Here is a 15,558-nt window from a genome sequence, read left to right as displayed (position 1 = left end):
CGGGGGTATCCCGCCGGCCCTGCAGCCGATCAGCGCCCAGCCCGGCTGGGCCGCCGCGCGCGAGGCCTGCCGGGCCTACGAGTGGCCGGGCGCGAACTTCGACGACTGAGCGGGAAGCGTCGCCCGGACCGTCGTGCCGCGCCCGGGCGCGCTGTCGACCTCCACCGAGCCGTCCACCTCGCGGAGCCGCTCGCGCATGAGGTCCAGGCCCATCCCGCGCCGCCCGCCCGCGTCGCCCGGGTCGAAGCCGCGGCCGTCGTCGCGGACCGTCACCTCGACCCGCTCGCCGGCGTCGCGCAGCCGCACCTCGATCGACGCCGGCTCGCCGTGGCGCACCGCGTTGCCGACCGCCTCCTGCACGACCCGCAGCACCGCGTGCTCGGGCCGCGGTGCGGGCGGCGGACGGGAGCTCGGCGCCCGGCGGGTAGGCGTCGGCGGGCCGAGGCGGCGCTGCGGCGGGTCGGGCTCGCCGGGCGCGCCCGCCACCGGGTCACGAAGCTGTCCGGTGGCGAGCGTCAGCGGGTGGCGATCGCCCGGGCCGTGGTCGGCCGCCCGGCGATCGTCTTCGCCGACGAGCCGACGGGCAACCTGGACTCGCGCACCAGCGGCGAGATCATGGCCCTGCTGGCCGAGCTCAACGCCGCGGGCACCACGATGGTGATCATCACCCACGAGGCGGCCGTCGCGGAGGCCTGCAAACGCCGCGTGGTCATGCGCGACGGCCGCCTGGTCGAGTGAAGCGGTCGATTGAAGCGTCGGGTATCGGTTACCCGACCGTCTCCAGCCAGGCCTGCCAGGCCTCGATCTCCGCCGAGCGGTCCCGCTCGTCGTAGAAGTGCGCGGTCGCGACGACCGTGTCGTTGTACCCGTGGATCAGCACGTAGGTCGCGTCGGCGGTGCGCATGCCCACGAACTTCTGCGCGACGACATTCTCGACGGTGCCGTCGACCGGCTCGATCCCGGGCACGGACAGCCGGGCCGGCTGGCCGTCGGCCGCGTCGGGGCCGGCTCCGACCGCGGCCGTCAACTGCGCCCAGACGTCCTCGCGCACCGGCCCCGGCAGGAACATCGAGCTGGTCGCCGTGCGCGGCGCGAAGTGCTCGAGGTAGACGGCGAGCTTCGTCATGTACGCGTGGTCGCCGATCGACAGCCCGTTGTACTCCGCCTCCCAGTCCTCGCCGAGCAGCCCGCTGTGCACGGCCCGGATCACCGAGCCGCCCCCGTCGCGCGCCTCGATGAGCCACTCGAAGGCCATGAACGTGCCGTCCGGCGCGGGCTCCTCGCGCGTGGCGTACCGCTTGCCCGGCTCCCACTCGGTGATCACCGACTTCGCGGTGTTCCCGAACATCTCGAACGTGGCGGTACGCGCGTCGCCGTCGATCTCGGAGCGGCCCATGAACCAGGAGTCCACCCCGGGCCCCGACGTGATCGCCGCCCACACCTGCTCGGGTGTGGCGTCGACGGTGAACTCCTCGCGGACCTCGAACGGATGGGTCATCGCTGCTGCTCCTCTACTGGTGGGTCGGCGTCTTCGGTGATGCTCGGGTGCACCGCGACAACGACGCGATGCGGCCGGCCGGATTCGGTGTGGTACTTGCTGGTGAGCTTGATGAGGGCGTCGGTGAGCTCGTTGATGAACGCGGCCCGATCGGCCGGCTTGGCGAAGCGCACCTCGGCGTCGAGCCCGAACGTGGCCAGCGGCTTGCCGGCCCGCCCCGCGCCGGTGATGAGCGCGCCGACCTCCCGGACCAGCCGGGCCGAGAGCGCGAGCAGCCACCGGGCCGACAGCCGATCGGGCGAGCGCGCCGGATCGGGCGCCACCGCCGCGAGCGCGGCCGGCGAGATCACGTAGGCCGCGGCCGACGCCCGCACGACCCGCTCGGTCATGTTGCCCTTGCGCCGCTCCTCGACCAACTCCACGAGGCCGTGCTGCTCCAGCGTCCGCACGTGGTAGTTGACCTTCTGCCGCGCGAGGCCCAGCCGGGCCGCGAGCGTGGTCGCGGTGTGCGGCTCGGCGAGCTCCGCGAGCATCCGAGCCCGGATCGGATCGAGCGAAACCTCCGCGGCGGCGGCGTCCTCGATCACGGCAACGTCCTGCATGCCCCCAATCTGTCACCGACAAATTTTTTTGTCAAGCGGATGGTGTCCTTTTCCGCCGACCGCGAACCGGGTTCCCGGGCGTCCGGCTACTCACCACACTTGCGGTATGACGTCGCCCTCGCAGGCGTTGCTCGCCGGGCTCTACTCGGCGTTCAACGCACGGGAGATCCCGGCCTTGCTGGCCGCCATGACGCCGGACGTGTCATGGCCCAACGGCTGGGAGGGAGGCGTCGTACACGGCCGCGACGAGGTGGCCCGCTACTGGCGCCGGCAATGGGAGCAACTGGATCCGACGGTCGTGCCCACCGCGTTCACCGCCGAGGCCGACGGACGCATCGCCGTCACGGTCCATCAGGTCGTCCGCGACAAGACCGGAGCGCTGCTCTCCGATCACACCGTCACGCACGTCTACCGCCTCCACGACGGACTGGTGGCAGAGATGGAAATCCGCGAACCCGCTTGACCGATCCGCAGTTCCACGTCGCGCTGCCCCTGGCGCGCCGAAGCGAACCAGGGCGACATCTACCGGACCCGCCGCGTCGACGACCCGCGCAGCGACGACCGAACCGCCATCTGATCCGCTAACCTCACCGCGACGGTGCCCCATCGAACTGCCCATGCCCGTCCGCGATGAGGGCCGAGTCCCCGCCGGTAGAGAAGTGAGCGCACGGCCTCCCCGGCGGCGTGGCGCTGACGCACCAGACCTCGCCGGCGCGAGCCCAAAAGGCACCTTCGCGTCCACGGCACAACCTTGCGCTCACACCGTCCGTGGCGCGGGACTAAGGCGTGCTTCCAGTCCATCCGAGGCTGTTGCACTCCTGGCAGTACATGAACGGCCCGGCCTGCCACGGCAAGAACTTCCCCTGGGTGAGCGTCACCCGGCCCCGCCCGTCGCATTGGTCGCAGGTGGTCGCGGTACGCGGCCTCGTAGGCATCAGGTGAGCAAGTTCCGGATACCGCTCGGCGGCTCGGGCCAGCGCGAAGTCCCGCTCGGCCCGATCGGCCGGCCGCAACGGGCCGCCCTCTTCGTCGTTGATGACGACATCGCCGGCCGGAGTCAGGTACGTGACGGGTCCCCAGAGGTTGAACACCGGGAGGTGCCCTGGAAGCCAGTCAGGCGATTGTGCCGCCTCCTCGATCAGCCGGCCGATCAGTTCGGCATCCGTCATGCGCACCTTCTGGAGCGCAGCATATGAAGCGGCCACAAGCGCGCCCACGCCGCGCGTCACGGCGTGGCCGAACATGATCTGATGCCCCACCCGAGGATCCTGACTCGACGCCCGACCGACCTCGACCGGTGCGTCGTCGCTCTACGCGCGGTACACGAGGCCGACTCCTATCCGCTGAACTGGCCGGCAGATCCACGCGCGTGGCTCGACCCGCCACGGCTCCTGCAGGCATGGATCATCGAGGAGCCGGGCGGCGCCGTCGCCGGCCACGTCGCGGTCCAGCGCCCGCCCGGCGACCCGACCGGCCAAGCCGAACTGTCGCGGCTCTTCGTCACCCCCGCGGCCCGCCGCCGCTCGCTCGCCCGCGCACTGGTCGACCACGCCCGGTCGTGGGCCGCCGAGCACGGCTACGAGCTGACGCTGAACGTCGCGGACGAGCACCGCTCGGCCGCCGTCGCCTTCTACGAAGCCACCGGCTGGCGACATTCCCGCACCGCCGACGCCGACTGGACCACCCCCGAAGGCAGGCCGGTCAAGCTGCGCCACTACGTCCTCGACGGCGACGGCGTCTGACGCGGCGACAAAACGTCAGGACGAGCGGCCGGACCAGCACCCCCGCGATGCCGAAGCTCGCCCGCCGCGCGCGCGACGCCGCGCGGTGCGTCGCGCCGATGGGCCGTCATCCGGGTGATCGCCTTGCGCCGGCTGGTCGGCGCTGCCGCGAGAAAGGGCTTCTGCGAAGCGGCGGTCGCAGGCGTCGGCGTCGCGGGCCGCGTCCTCGGTGCGGCCGCGGACATGCAGGCAGGCGGCACGGACGGCGAGCGGCCGGGCCAGCGCGGCGGGATGCCGGTCGGCGTCCGGGGTGAGCAGTTCGACGGCGTCCTTGGCGGCGTCGATCGCCCAGGCGTGCTCGCCCGCGGCGGACATGCGCAGGGCCAGGTCGAGCCCCTGCTGCGCCCGGTACTCAACGTGCGTGCGTGCCACTGACGACCACCCACCCCCGGCGTCAGCCGACCGGCTCGAGCGCGTCCGGCTCCGGGCGCGGCGGGCGCGAACGCAGCCCGAGGGCGGCGTAGACGGTCTCGGGATGCCGGGCGGCCGTGCGGGCCGCGAGGTCCTCGAAGTAGATCCAGAAGTGCAGTCCGTGATCGCGGCGCTCGGCGTAGACGTACGGGGCGAGGGCGTCCCACAGGCGCACGATGTTCGTCCCGTAGGCGCCGATGACCAGGTTCTGGTCGATCATGCCGTGGGCGACGAGCTTGCCCAGGTCGTCGTAGAACAGGCCGATGGTGTTGGCGTGGGTGCGGGCCGGTTCCGGCAGTCCCCGGAAACCGCGGTGGCGCTCGTGGTCCTCGGCCAGTTCGGTCAGCACGTATTCCTGCGCCTCGAACCAGGCCGCGCCTCGCGTCTCCCGGAAGGCGTTGAGGACCACCGGCAGATGGTTGCCGCCGCTGGCCACGCGCAGCTGCCGGAGGGTCAGGAGCATGGAAATGACGAGCGCCGTGAGGGAGATCGCCAGCGTCGCGAGGTTCAGCACCATGGTCGTGGTCACCGGAGCCCTTCGCTCATGAGCCGACTGTATGAAACAGCGGCAAGGGCTAGGGCTCGTTGCGGATCGCGTAGCGGTGCATCGTCACGCCCTGCTCGAACGAGCGCTGCTCGAGCAGGTCGAGGTCGATCGGCATGTCGTAGTCGTCGAAGAGCGGGCGGCCGAAGCCGAGGATCGCGGGATGGGTGTAGAGCACCAGCTCGTCGAGCAGCCCGGCGCGCAGCAGCTGCGTGGCGAGCGTCGCGCCGCCCACGCCGATGTCGCCGTCGGTCTCGGCGCGCAGGGCGGCGAGCTGGTCGATCGCGTCGTCGCCGATGATCCGGGTGTTGTGCTCGGCGCTGTGGCGGGTGCGGGAGACGAGCACCTTGGGCGCGTCGGTCCAGATCTCGCCGTACTCGCGCATGAAGTCCGGCAGCGACGCGTCCTCGCGCGCCCGCGGCCAGTACTCCTCCATCGTCTCGTAGATGACCCGGCCCTGGACCATCGCCGCAAGCCCCCGCGCCCGCGCGTTGAAGTCGCGGTGCAGCGCCTCGGTGATGCGAAGCCACTCGCCCGCGCCGTTGTCCCCCGGCACCTGCTCGATCCGCAGGTCGAGGGACACGTTCATCCAGTACACGAAGCGGCCCATCAGCCCATCTTCCCATAGTGATTGCAATCCGCAACTACTATATTGAGGCTGTCAAGGACGACAGGAGCCGGGCCGGCTCACTCCGCTCTCGTACGCGAGGACGACCGCGCCGATGCGGTCGCGCACCTCGAGCTTGCCGAGGATCCGGCTCACGTGGGTCTTCACCGTGGTCTCCCCGAGGTGGAGCCGCTCGGCGATCTCGGCGTTGCTCAGCCCCTGGGCGACCAGGCCCAGCACCTCCCGTTCCCGGTCGGTCAAGCGCTCCAGGCGCGGATCGGGCAGCGGGCCGGCGCCCGCGGTCACGTAGCGCTCCAGCAGCCGCCGGGTGACCGACGGCGAGACCATCGGGTCGCCGCGCAGCACGCCCCGGATCGCCACGAGCATCTCCGCGGCGGGCGCGTCCTTCACGAGGAAGCCGTCGGCGCCCGCCCGCAGCGCCGCGAAGGCGTACTCGTCGAGGTCGAAGGTCGTGACGATCAGGATGCGGGTGGCGGGCAGCGCGGCGCGGATCCGGCCGGCCGCCGCCACACCGTCCAGACCCGGCATCCGTACGTCCAGCAGCACCACATCCGGCCGGTGCTCGACGGCGGCGGCGACCGCCTCGACCCCGTCGCCGGCCTCGCCGACGACGGTCAGGTCCGGCTGGCTCTCCACCACCATGCGGAGCCCCACCCGCATCATCTCCTGGTCGTCGCAGATCAGCACCCGCGACGGCGACCGGTCCCCCATCAGCCAATAATGTCGCCGGGCGCCTGTGGAATCGCTGTGACGGCCGGCCCGAGGGGCAGCACGGCGACGACCCGGAAGCCGCCCTCCGCTCGCGGGGCCGCGTCCAGCGTGCCGCCGAACATCGCCACGCGCTCGCGCATCCCCGCGATACCGCGCCCCGACGACGGCAGCCCGGGCGCGGTTCCGGGCGCCGCGACCCCGTCATCGCACACCTCGATGCGGATCGCCCGCTGCGGCCCGGGCGCGCCCAGGTCGACGGCGACCTCGGTGGCGGCCCCGGCGCCGGCGTGCTTGACCACGTTGGTCAGCGCCTCCTGGACGATCCGGTACGTCTGCACCGCGGCCCCGGCCGGCACGCCGGCACCGCTGCCGGTGACGCGCAGGGTGGCTCCGGGCAGCCCCTCGGTCAGCCGGTGCAGGTCGGTCAGGGCCGGCTGCGGCGCGACCACCGCCCCGCCGGCCTCCAGCACCGCCAGCAGACGCCGCAGCTCGGCCAGCGCCTCCCGCCCGGTGCTGCTCACGAACTGCAGCGTCCGGTCCACCACGGCCGGGTCGGTGTGCCGCATCAGCTGCGCGCCCTCGGCGTTGACGACCATGACGCTCACGCTGTGCGCGAGCACGTCGTGCAGCTCCCGCGCGATCCGGGTCCGCTCCTCGGCGGCCGCGGCCCGCGCCAGCGCCCGGCGCTCGGAGTCGGCCAGCTGCGCCCGCCGCTCGATCGACTCGATGTAGGCGCGCCGGGCGTGCACCCACTCGGCGAGCAGCCAGACCGTGGCGATCGACAGGCCGTAGGTGAGCACGCCCCAGGCGGCGTCCGGGCCGGCCCCGCGGGTGAGGGACCAGGCGGCGAAGAAGGCGGCGACGGCGGGCCCGGCGAGCAGGGCCGCCCGGCGACGGCCGCGCACGACCAGCGTGTAGAGCATGATGTGCAGCGACAGGTGCGCGGCCGGGAGATGCTCCGCCCAGGCGTGGGTGAGCAGCCCGAGCCAGGCGGCGGCGAGCGCGATCGCGGTCATCGCCCCGGGCCGGCGGCGGCGCCACAGCAGCGGCAGGAGCAGCCCGGCCAGGACGACGGCCGCCCAGAACGGCCGGTCGGTCGGCGGGTCCACGATCACGGGCACCGCGAGGAGCACGGCCGGCGCCGCGGTGGCGATCCCGGCCCACGCGCGCGGGCGCCACCTCACTGCGAACACCGCCCCACCGTACCGACCGGGGCCTGGCCGGGCGTCCTCCCGCGCGGCGACGCGGGTCCTCCCACGGCAGGACGACGACCGCCCGCCGGCCGGACGACCGGCGACGATCATGGTCCCTAGCGTCCCGGACATGTCCATCCTCACCGAGTTCCTCCGGCACCCGCTGCTGACCGGGGCGGTCGCCGCCAGCTCGCCCGCGCTCGCCCGCCAGATGACCGAGGGCATCGGCCTGGAGCGGGCCCGGACCGTCGTCGAGCTGGGGCCCGGGACCGGCGTGTTCACCGACGCGATCCTCGGCCGGGTGGCGCCGGGCACCCGCATCGTCGCCATCGAGCTCAACGGCCATCTCGCCGGGCGCCTCGCCGACCGCTACCGCGGCGGGCCGGTCGAGGTCGTGCACGGCTCCGCCGCCGACGTGGCGCGCCTGGTGCCGGGGCCGGTGGACGTGGTCGTCTCCGGGCTGCCGTGGACGGTCATGGCCGAGCCGGTCCGGCGGCGGATCCTGGACGCGGTCACCGCGGTGCTCACGCCCGCCGGCGCGTTCACCACGTTCGCGTACGCCCACGCGGCCTGGACGCCGCCCGGCCGCAAGTTCGCGAACGATCTGCGGCAGCGGTTCGGCCGCACGGGAACGAGCCGGGTGGTGTGGCGCAACCTGCCGCCCGCGTTCGTGCACCGCGCCGCCGCGCCGCGGGTCTCAGCGATCGCCGCGCAGGGCCTCGCCTAGCGCGACCAGGCCGTGCTGCAGGCCGAAGCTGGCGGCCTGGGTGCGGTCCTGCAGGTCGAGCTTGGTCAGGATGCTCGACACGTGCGACTTCACCGTCTGCTCCCCCAGCGCGAGCGACCGGGCGATGACCGTGAGCCGAACGACGAAGGTCGTGACCGGCGTGGCGCTGGCCGGCGTCGCGGGCGCCGCCGCCCTGGTGACGACCCGCCAGCTCGCGCCGCCCGGCGGGCCGCCGGAGCCGGCCGCGGTGAGCACCTCGACCGCCGGGGTGACCCGCGCGAGCGTCGCCGAGCGGCAGTTCGTCAACGGCACGCTCGGGTACGCCGACGCCTTCGTCGTGCCCGGGTCGGGCGAGGGCACGCTCACCTGGCTGCCGCCGACCGGCACCGTCGTCAACGCCGGCGACGCCGTGTACGAGGTCGACGGCCGCCCCGTGGCGCTGCTCTACGGGGATCGTCCGGCCTGGCGCGGCTTCTCCGGCGGCATGACCGACGGCGCCGACGTCGAGCAGCTGGAGACGAATCTGCGCGGCCTCGGCTTCGGCGACGGGCTGACCGTCGACCGGCGGTTCACGAGCGCCACCTCCAACGCGATCCGGCGGTGGCAACGGGCCGGGCACGGGGCGGTGACCGGCGAGCTGCCGCTCGGCTCGGTCGCGTTCCTGCCCGGCCCGATCCGGGTGAGCGGCCACGAGCTACGGCTCGGCGCGCCGGTCGCGGCCGGGGCGCCGGTCGAGTACGCCACCAGGAACGAGCCCGTCGTCCTCCTCACCGCCGCGGCCTCGCAGCTGGGCTGGGTCAAGACCGGGGACGCCGTCCTGGTCACGCTGCCCGGCTCGAAGACGCGCAACGGCACGGTGCGCACCGTCGCCGCCGCGAGCGACCAGAACCCGCCCACCGTCACGGTGACCGTGCGCGTCGACGGCGACCTCACCGGCCTCGCCGACCGGGCCACGGTGCCGGCATGGGTCATCCGCGCGCGGCACGACAACGTGCTGACGGTGCCGATCGCCGCGCTGAACGCCGTCGCGGACGGGCGGTACGAGGTCATCGTCGTCGACGGCGCCAGCACCCGGCGCGTCCCGGTCCGCACCGGCCTCTTCGACGATCTGACCGCGACGGTCGAGGTCAGCGGCGACGGCCTGGCCGAGGGGCAGAAGGTGCGGGTGCCCCGTGACGACGCGTGAGCGGCCCCTGCGCAGCCGGCTGCGCGTCCGCGACCTGCCGCCCGCGGGCCCGCTGGGGTTGCGGGCGGTGCTGTCCGGCCTCGGCATCGCCATCGGCATCGCGTCGATCGTCGCGGTCCTCGGCGTCACCCGCTCGAGCCAGTCGGCCCTGCTGGCCCAGATCGACCGGCTCGGCACCAACCTGCTCACGGTCGCCAACGGCATGAACGGCTCCGGCGCGGAGCAGGTGCTGCCGGCGACCGCGACCGCGATGATCGGCCGGCTGCCGCACGTGGAGGCGGTGGCCCCGACGGCCCGGATCGCCGACGCGAACGTGTACCGCAACGACCACACCCCGTTCGGCCGCGCCGGCAGCCGCTCGGTGCGGGCCGCCGACGCGACCCTGCTCGCCACGCTGGACGGTGCCCTGCTGGCCGGCCGGTTCCTGGCCGACGACGAGTCCCCGGTGACGGTCCTCGGCTTCAACGCGGCGACGACGCTGGGCGTCACCGACGTCACCGGCAACGACCGCGTGTGGCTGAGCGGGCACTGGTACACGGTGGTGGGCATCCTGCGGCCGTTCGTCCTGGCGCCGGAGATCGACCAGGCCGCGCTCGTGTCCTTCGCCTCGGCCGGGCGCCTGCTGGGCTACGACGGCCACCCGAGCCGGATCTACGTGCGCGCCGAGACCGAGCACACCGCCGCCGTGGCCCGGCTGCTCGCGCCCACGGCCGACCCCGAGCACCCGTCGGACGTGTCGGTGAGCCGCCCGTCGGATGCCCTGACCGCCCAGCTGCAGGTCCAGCGGGCGGGTGCGGGCCTGATCCTGGGACTCGGGGCCGTCGCCCTGCTCGTCGGGGCGATCGGCATCGCGAACGTCATGGTGATCGCCGTCCTCGAACGCCGCACCGAGATCGGTCTGCGGCGGGCCCTGGGCGCCACCCGGGCCCACGTCGCGGCCCAGTTCCTGACCGAGTCGCTGATCCTGTCGACGCTGGGCGGGCTGGCGGGCATCGCGCTCGGCGCGGCGGTCACCGCGGGCCTGGCGACGGCGCGCGGCTGGACGACCCTGCTCCCGCCCGAGTCGCTCGGCGGCGCCCTGCTGGTGTCCGTCGCCACCGGCGCCGTGGCGGGCCTGTATCCGGCGCTGCGAGCCGCGCGCCTGCCGCCGACCGACGCCCTGCGCACCGCCTGAACGAACGGGTCCGCGCACAGGCCGGCGACGGTCCGGGGCGCCGCCCCCGGACCGTCGCGTCAGTGGTCCTGTTCTCGCGGCTGGGATCAGCCGCGCAGGCCCTTCATGCCCGCGGCGCTGATCTTGGAGAAGCGCAGGGACTGGCCCGGGTCGGCGTTGCCGCCGGGGGCGTTGTCCTGCTCGTAGTTGGAGTTGTGGTAGCCCTTGGCGCCGATGCCGCGGTAGAAGCCCTTGTAGTTGATGTCGCTGCGGGCGTCACCGAACGGGATCCAGCTGTAGCCGTCGCCCACGCCGTCGGGCTGGCCGGTGGCGTCGCCGTCCTTGGCGTGGAACAGCGCGTACCGCTGGGTCTGCTTGGCGACCTGAGCGGTCGGGTCGAAGATGTCCTCGACGCGGTTGCCGTTCCAGTCGTACCGCCAGCGGTGCTGGTGCTGCGCCACGTGCGCCCAGTAGACGTCCATCTCGATGACGACGAGCTCGGGGCTGGTGACGTCGAGGTAGTGCTGCATGAGCCGCTTGCCGGACTCGCCGCGGACCTGGGTCGGCGCGATCGGCGCACCGGTGATGCGGTCCTGCGTGACGGTGACCATCGGGCCGTCCTGCAGGAAGTTGTACGCCGGCGAGTGGTTGTGGGTATACATGTGAATGCCCCACTGCCCGACGGCGATCTCGTTCAGCGCCTGCCACTTCTCGCCCGCGAGGGTCCACGGCTCGATGTTGCGGTTGTTCGCGCTCGTCGGGTCGCTGCCCGTGCCCATGAACGGCATGCCGAGGATCGAGGCGAACTCCAGCTCGGTCTGCAGCCGGTTGTAGTCCTCGGTGGTCATCTTGCCGCCGGCGCTGCCCGGGCCGTTCCACGTGTTCGGAACGTACCCGTGGTTGCCGATGGCCTGCAGGCCGAACGCGTCGAGGAAGCCGCGCAGGGTGCGGGCGTAGGCCAGGTAGGCCGCGCGCGACTCCGCGGTGGTCACGTTGCTCGGCGCCGGGTTGGGCGCGGCCCCGCCCGGGTTGGAGGCGTGCTGGCCGTAGCCGGCGAACTCGATCTGCTTGAAGCCGCACTTGGCCAGGAACTCGAACAGCTCCAGCCAGCCGCCCGGCAGCGGCACCAGCGGGCCGAGGTCGCTCAGGTCGTTCGGGAAGTTCGGGCCGCCCAGGTAGCCCATCGTCGGGGACACGCCGAGCGCGCGGCTCGCGGCGATGCCGATGCGGGTCGGCACGTCGCGCTGGGTGTAGGTGATCGTACCGACCTTGCCGTCGGGGATGAGCCGGCCGTTGGCCGCGCTCGCCGACGTCGGGGAGAAGACGGAGGCCGGACCGAGCGGGGTGAACGCGGCGGCCGCCGTGAGACCCGCGCCGGCGATGAACCGGCGGCGGCTGAGGTGTTTGGACACGGTTGCTCCTCTGTTGATGTGCGTGTGGTTCAGACCGGGGCGGGGCCCGGCGGGGTGACGGACCCCGCCCCGGTGTGGTGCTAGGGCGTGCTCACGCCCTGGCCGCCGAACTCGACCCAGTTGAGGTTGAAGTAGTTGTTCGTCGGCCCACCCGCGACCGGCCGGAACACCAGGTAGAGCCGGTGTGCGCCGCCCGGATCGGTGATCGGGAAGGTCTGGCTGGCGTAGGTGGTCGCGTTCGCGGTGGGCGCGACCGTGACCGTGGTCAGCACCGGCCCGTCGACCGCGTCCATGCGGACCTCGACGGACCCTGTGCCCGCCGCGCCGCTGCCACCTGACGTGCGCAGCGTCATCGAGTTGATGTTCTGCAGGTTGATCGTGCCGTTGAGCGCGATCCAGTCACCACTGCCGATGCCGTTGCGCTGCAGCCCGCCGCCGACATCCGTGGTCGCCGCGGTGGCCGTGCCGGACTGGTCGATGGCCCACTCGACCTCCTGCTTCTTCTGCCGGATGGTCGTCTGCGCGACCGTCGTCAGCGCCGGCACGCCGCCGGGTCCGCCCTTGTCGGTGTAGGAGGCGCTGATGACGCCGAAGACGTTGCCGCCGTGGGAGTTGTCCTCCTCGAGCGTGGGCAGCGTTCCGGAGCAGCCGGTCGCGGTGGATTCGGCGTGGCCGTGGCTGTCGTGGCCGAGCACGAACGTCACCTGGACGCGGGAGCAGTCGATCGCCCCGTCCTGCGGGTCGGTGACCGTCACGTTGAACGGGATCGTGTCGCCGAAGGCGAACATCCCGCCCTCGACCGGCACGTTGACCCGCACCGTCGGTGAGGTGTTGCCGACGGTGATGGTCGTGTTCGCCGACGCCGTCTTGCCGCTGGAGTCGGTGACCGTGAGCCGTGCGGTGTAGACGCCGTTCGTGGTGTACGTGAACGTCGGGTTCGGATCGATCGAGTCGACCGTGCCGTTGCCGTCGAAGTCCCAGGCGAACTTGATGGAGTCACCCGGGTCCGGGTCGTTCGAGCCGGCGCTGGAGAATGCGACGGTCAGCGGGGCGACGCCGTCGGTCGGGGTCGCGGCGAGCTTCGCGACCGGTGGCCGGGTGCCCTTCACGTAGCTGAACTTCACCAGCAGCGCGTCGGGGTTGGCCGTGAAGAAGCCGTCGCCGTAGGTCAGCAGGTAGAAGCTGCCGTCCTTGCCCCACTTCATGTCCATGGGGTTGTCGCACAGGAACGGACGGGCCGGCGTCTGGGGTCCCTGGCCACAGCTGAGCAGGTCGTTGATCTTGAAGACCTGGCCCGACCCGTCCAGCCGGATCTCCCGCAGGTAGTCGCGGGTGAACTCGCCGAAGAAGATGGACTGGTCGTAGTACGCCGGGAACTTCGTCGGGTTGGGGTTGTTCGCGTCGTAGTCGTACTTGGCCGCGCCGTGCGGCCCGACGCCACCGGTGCCGAGCTCGGGGAAGAGCTGCGGGCACTTGCCGGGCGGGTTCTGCATGTAGTAGGCCGCGCAGGGCGTGCCGAGCGGGTTGGCCGCGTTGTTGTCCTGGAAGGAGTACCACATGTCAGGCTGCGCGACCGGCGGCGCGTAGGTCAGACCCGTGTTCCAGCGGGAGGTGTTGGCCGGCCCGTGGTCCGGGTTGTTGCACTCGAACGCCTGCGCGGGTTCGTCCAGCGGCGTCGAGGTGTTGAAGTTCCACCGGTAGTACGGCAGGTTCGGCGAGTAGCACAGCGGCCAGCCGTAGTTGGACGGCTTGCGCACGATCTCCATCCGGCCGGTGCCGGCCGGCCCGCGGTACACCTGCGGCGTCGAGGAGTCCGGCGAGTAGTCGGTGACGTAGGCGACGCCGGCGTTGTCGACGGTGATGCGGAACGGGTTGCGGAAGCCCATGGCGTAGATCTCGGGCCGGGTCTTGCCGCCGCCCTCTTCATTGCCGGTGAACAGGTTGCCCGACGGGATGGTGTACGAGCCGTCGTCCTGGACCTTGATGCGCAGGATCTTGCCGCGCAGGTCGTTGGTGTTCAGCGCCGAGCGCCGGGCGTCGACGTAGGGCGCGTTGTACTGCCCGGTCGTCGTCATCTGGTCGTTGAACGGGGCGAAGCCGCCGGAGTTGCCGCCACCCGCCGGGGTGTCGTCGCCGGTCACCATCCACAGGTTGTTGTTCGAGTCGAAGGTGATGTCGCCCGCGACGTGGCAGCAGGCGCCCCGGTCGACCGGCACCTTCAGGATCTTCTGCTCGGTGCCGAGGTCGATCTTCGGGCTGGGCCCGTCGACGAACTTGAACCGCGACAGCTGGAAGTAGCCCTTCCACGGATCCCACACGCTCGGGTCGGCGCCGGTCGTCGGGGAGTTCGCCGTGGGGGTCGTCGCCGGGAACGGCGCGTCCTGGGTCCGCGGCGAGTAGTACAGGTACACCCAGTGGTTGGTGGCGAAGTCGTTGTCGATGGCCGGGCCGTAGAGCCCGTCCTCGCTCGCCGTGTAGACCGGGATCTGGGCCAGCACGTGGCTGGTGTTGGCCGCGGGGTCGTGCATCCGCAGGATGCCGCTGCGGTCGGTCTGCAGGACCCGGCCGTCGGGCATCACGTCGAAGCCGATCGGCTCGCCGAGGTTCGGCGGGGCCGCGATGGTGTCCATCTGGTAGTTGGCCAGCACGGTCGCGCCGCAGTCACCGTCGGTCCGGCCGGCGGCCCACTGGATCGCGCCGCCGAGGTGCGCCCGCAGGTCCGCCGTGCCGAAGCTGGCGGCAGTGGCGCCCAGGCCGGTGTAGAAGGAGCGCCCGCCCTGGTAGTCCTTGCACCAGGTGATCGGGTGGTCGTTGCCCATCGAGCCGCCGGCGTAGGTGGTCTCGTCGACGGTCGCGAGCACGTGCGAGAAGCCGCGCACGTTGGAGGTGAAGTTGTACCACTGGTCGGTGCGGTTCCACGACAGCGGCAGGTCCTTCGAGGCCGGGTGGACCCGGTCGGCGACCTTGATCCTGGCCTGCGTGACGGCGGACGAGCCGGACGCGCGGGTGCCGAGGACGTCGGTGAGGAACGACCAGTCCTTCTGGGTCTCGATCGCCGAGTGCACGCCGACGAAGCCGCCGCCGGCGCGGTAGTACTCCTCGAACGCGCTCCGCTGGTCCGCGTTGAGCACGTCGCCCTCGGTGTTGAGGAAGACCACGACGCGGTACTGCTGCAGGTGCGCGCGGTCGAACTTGCCGGCATCGTTGGTGCTCACGACCGTGAACCGCAGCTGGTTGCCCAGCTGCTTGAGCGCGTCGACACCGGCCGCGGTCGCCGGGCTGGGCGCACCGGCGGCCTTGGTGAAGGCGAGCACCTTGAATTGGCTGCCGTTGCTGTCCGGGTTGGGCGCGGCGAGCGCCGGTGCGGACGCCGTGGACGTCAGCAGTGCAGCGCTGAGGGCGAGCACGCCGCCGAACGCGGCGCGACGCCGGCCTGGTGGGTTGAACATGAAACCTCCTCCGTGCGTGTTGCCGGACGTGCCGGGTCACGCCGAGCCGGGGGTGGCGGCTAGGCGAGCACGTCCGACCAGGGGGTCGGCTCGGGTGTGGGTGCAGTACGCCTGGAGGGAAGGCGTACGCCAGAGTCCTGGCGTGACAAATGCGGACGGCGTCGTACCGAGCTGCGCCCAGCGCCCGCCGGGATGCTGTGGGACCGGCGGCCGCTGACTCGATCAACGCATAGCCGCGACCCTATCCGCAGCGATTATCGAAA

The 15,558-nt window shown here is 72.4% G+C and carries 17 protein-coding genes and 1 pseudogene; 6 read left to right on the top strand and 12 right to left on the bottom strand.

Features of this window, described 5'->3' with window-relative positions; translation table 11 throughout:
- Positions 1 to 75: 75 nt before the first annotated feature.
- On the bottom strand, positions 76 to 372 hold the full coding sequence (locus ABT369_RS05900) for a sensor histidine kinase (protein WP_350610550.1): 297 nt from the start codon (positions 370 to 372) through the stop codon (positions 76 to 78).
- A 42-nt stretch (positions 373 to 414) separates the two neighbouring features.
- Between ABT369_RS05900 and ABT369_RS05895 the strand changes: the two are divergent.
- Positions 415 to 738 (top strand): annotated as a pseudogene (locus tag ABT369_RS05895) (ATP-binding cassette domain-containing protein); the annotation flags it as partial.
- 28 nt (positions 739 to 766) lie between these two features.
- Here ABT369_RS05895 and ABT369_RS05890 read toward each other — a convergent pair.
- Together ABT369_RS05890 and ABT369_RS05885 are read right to left on the bottom strand one after the other, a co-directional pair.
- Complete coding sequence (locus tag ABT369_RS05890; RefSeq protein ID WP_350610549.1) at positions 767 to 1,498, bottom strand: SRPBCC family protein; 732 nt, start codon at positions 1,496 to 1,498, stop codon at positions 767 to 769.
- Entirely contained in the window at positions 1,495 to 2,100 is a 606-nt protein-coding gene (locus ABT369_RS05885) for an ArsR/SmtB family transcription factor (protein ID WP_350610548.1), read from the bottom strand. Before ABT369_RS05885 ends, ABT369_RS05890 begins: the two co-directional genes overlap by 4 nt.
- A gap of 106 nt (positions 2,101 to 2,206) precedes the next feature.
- Here ABT369_RS05885 and ABT369_RS05880 point away from each other — a divergent pair, with 106 nt between their 5' ends.
- A complete protein-coding gene (locus tag ABT369_RS05880; RefSeq protein ID WP_350610547.1) occupies positions 2,207 to 2,563 on the top strand; it encodes a nuclear transport factor 2 family protein in 357 nt (118 codons plus the stop codon).
- Positions 2,564 to 2,879: 316 nt separating this feature from the next.
- Here the strand turns inward: ABT369_RS05880 and ABT369_RS05875 are convergent, their stop codons facing one another.
- Positions 2,880 to 3,359 (bottom strand): DnaJ-like cysteine-rich domain-containing protein, encoded by a 480-nt coding sequence (locus tag ABT369_RS05875; RefSeq protein ID WP_350610546.1) that lies wholly within the window; start codon positions 3,357 to 3,359, stop codon positions 2,880 to 2,882.
- Between ABT369_RS05875 and ABT369_RS05870 the strand changes: the two genes are divergently transcribed.
- A complete protein-coding gene (locus ABT369_RS05870; protein WP_350610545.1) occupies positions 3,351 to 3,842 on the top strand; it encodes a GNAT family N-acetyltransferase in 492 nt (163 codons plus the stop codon). The two genes, ABT369_RS05875 and ABT369_RS05870, sit on opposite strands and share 9 nt — an antisense overlap.
- A gap of 15 nt (positions 3,843 to 3,857) precedes the next feature.
- On the opposite strand, the gene ABT369_RS05865 is transcribed toward ABT369_RS05870, so the two are convergent.
- The 5 genes from ABT369_RS05865 to ABT369_RS05845 are packed head-to-tail and all read right to left on the bottom strand — an operon-like array spanning position 3,858 to position 7,368.
- Positions 3,858 to 4,253, bottom strand: a complete 396-nt coding sequence (locus ABT369_RS05865) for a hypothetical protein (RefSeq protein ID WP_350610544.1) — start codon at positions 4,251 to 4,253, stop codon at positions 3,858 to 3,860.
- A 22-nt stretch (positions 4,254 to 4,275) separates the two neighbouring features.
- Entirely contained in the window at positions 4,276 to 4,821 is a 546-nt protein-coding gene (locus ABT369_RS05860) for a DUF4760 domain-containing protein (RefSeq protein WP_350610543.1), read from the bottom strand.
- A gap of 46 nt (positions 4,822 to 4,867) precedes the next feature.
- Positions 4,868 to 5,446, bottom strand: coding sequence for a dihydrofolate reductase family protein (locus ABT369_RS05855; RefSeq protein WP_350610542.1), 579 nt, complete (start codon positions 5,444 to 5,446; stop codon positions 4,868 to 4,870).
- Between the two features lie 51 nt (positions 5,447 to 5,497).
- Positions 5,498 to 6,175 (bottom strand): response regulator, encoded by a 678-nt coding sequence (locus ABT369_RS05850; RefSeq protein ID WP_350610541.1) that lies wholly within the window; start codon positions 6,173 to 6,175, stop codon positions 5,498 to 5,500.
- Positions 6,175 to 7,368, bottom strand: a complete 1,194-nt coding sequence (locus ABT369_RS05845; RefSeq protein ID WP_350610540.1) for a sensor histidine kinase — start codon at positions 7,366 to 7,368, stop codon at positions 6,175 to 6,177. Before ABT369_RS05845 ends, ABT369_RS05850 begins: the two co-directional genes overlap by 1 nt.
- A 130-nt stretch (positions 7,369 to 7,498) precedes the next feature.
- On the opposite strand from ABT369_RS05845, the gene ABT369_RS05840 reads away from it, so the two are divergent.
- Entirely contained in the window at positions 7,499 to 8,095 is a 597-nt protein-coding gene (locus ABT369_RS05840) for a class I SAM-dependent methyltransferase (protein ID WP_350610539.1), read from the top strand.
- Here the strand turns inward: ABT369_RS05840 and ABT369_RS05835 are convergent.
- Positions 8,066 to 8,188, bottom strand: a complete 123-nt coding sequence (locus ABT369_RS05835; RefSeq protein WP_350610538.1) for a helix-turn-helix domain-containing protein — start codon at positions 8,186 to 8,188, stop codon at positions 8,066 to 8,068. The genes ABT369_RS05840 and ABT369_RS05835 overlap by 30 nt on opposite strands.
- A gap of 31 nt (positions 8,189 to 8,219) precedes the next feature.
- Here ABT369_RS05835 and ABT369_RS05830 point away from each other — a divergent pair, with 31 nt between their 5' ends.
- Positions 8,220 to 9,281 carry a peptidoglycan-binding protein gene (locus tag ABT369_RS05830; RefSeq protein WP_350610537.1) on the top strand — a complete coding sequence of 354 codons (1,062 nt, stop codon included), beginning with the start codon at positions 8,220 to 8,222 and terminating at the stop codon, positions 9,279 to 9,281.
- Positions 9,268 to 10,455 carry an ABC transporter permease gene (locus ABT369_RS05825; protein ID WP_350610536.1) on the top strand — a complete coding sequence of 396 codons (1,188 nt, stop codon included), beginning with the start codon at positions 9,268 to 9,270 and terminating at the stop codon, positions 10,453 to 10,455. Before ABT369_RS05830 ends, ABT369_RS05825 begins: the two co-directional genes overlap by 14 nt.
- An 86-nt stretch (positions 10,456 to 10,541) precedes the next feature.
- Here ABT369_RS05825 and ABT369_RS05820 read toward each other — a convergent pair whose 3' ends face one another.
- Together ABT369_RS05820 and ABT369_RS05815 are read right to left on the bottom strand one after the other, a co-directional pair.
- Positions 10,542 to 11,846 carry an IolE/MocC family protein gene (locus ABT369_RS05820; RefSeq protein ID WP_350610535.1) on the bottom strand — a complete coding sequence of 435 codons (1,305 nt, stop codon included), beginning with the start codon at positions 11,844 to 11,846 and terminating at the stop codon, positions 10,542 to 10,544.
- Between the two features lie 80 nt (positions 11,847 to 11,926).
- Positions 11,927 to 15,295 (bottom strand): ThuA domain-containing protein, encoded by a 3,369-nt coding sequence (locus tag ABT369_RS05815; RefSeq protein WP_350610534.1) that lies wholly within the window; start codon positions 15,293 to 15,295, stop codon positions 11,927 to 11,929.
- Between the last annotated feature and the right edge of the window lie 263 nt (positions 15,296 to 15,558).

The organism is Dactylosporangium sp. NPDC000244, assembly GCF_040300725.1.
GTDB lineage: Bacteria > Actinomycetota > Actinomycetes > Mycobacteriales > Micromonosporaceae > Dactylosporangium.
This window is presented reverse-complemented; position numbering and strand designations above follow the sequence as displayed.

Coding starts and splice junctions, on each gene's coding strand:
- ABT369_RS05890 (WP_350610549.1), bottom strand. CDS start 1,498: ATGACCCATCCGTTCGAGGTCCGCGAGGAGTTCACCGTCGACGCCACA.
- ABT369_RS05850 (WP_350610541.1), bottom strand. CDS start 6,175: ATGGGGGACCGGTCGCCGTCGCGGGTGCTGATCTGCGACGACCAGGAG.
- ABT369_RS05870 (WP_350610545.1), top strand. CDS start 3,351: ATGCCCCACCCGAGGATCCTGACTCGACGCCCGACCGACCTCGACCGG.
- ABT369_RS05880 (WP_350610547.1), top strand. CDS start 2,207: ATGACGTCGCCCTCGCAGGCGTTGCTCGCCGGGCTCTACTCGGCGTTC.
- ABT369_RS05840 (WP_350610539.1), top strand. CDS start 7,499: ATGTCCATCCTCACCGAGTTCCTCCGGCACCCGCTGCTGACCGGGGCG.
- ABT369_RS05830 (WP_350610537.1), top strand. CDS start 8,220: ATGACCGTGAGCCGAACGACGAAGGTCGTGACCGGCGTGGCGCTGGCC.
- ABT369_RS05855 (WP_350610542.1), bottom strand. CDS start 5,446: ATGGGCCGCTTCGTGTACTGGATGAACGTGTCCCTCGACCTGCGGATC.
- ABT369_RS05885 (WP_350610548.1), bottom strand. CDS start 2,100: ATGCAGGACGTTGCCGTGATCGAGGACGCCGCCGCCGCGGAGGTTTCG.
- ABT369_RS05815 (WP_350610534.1), bottom strand. CDS start 15,295: ATGTTCAACCCACCAGGCCGGCGTCGCGCCGCGTTCGGCGGCGTGCTC.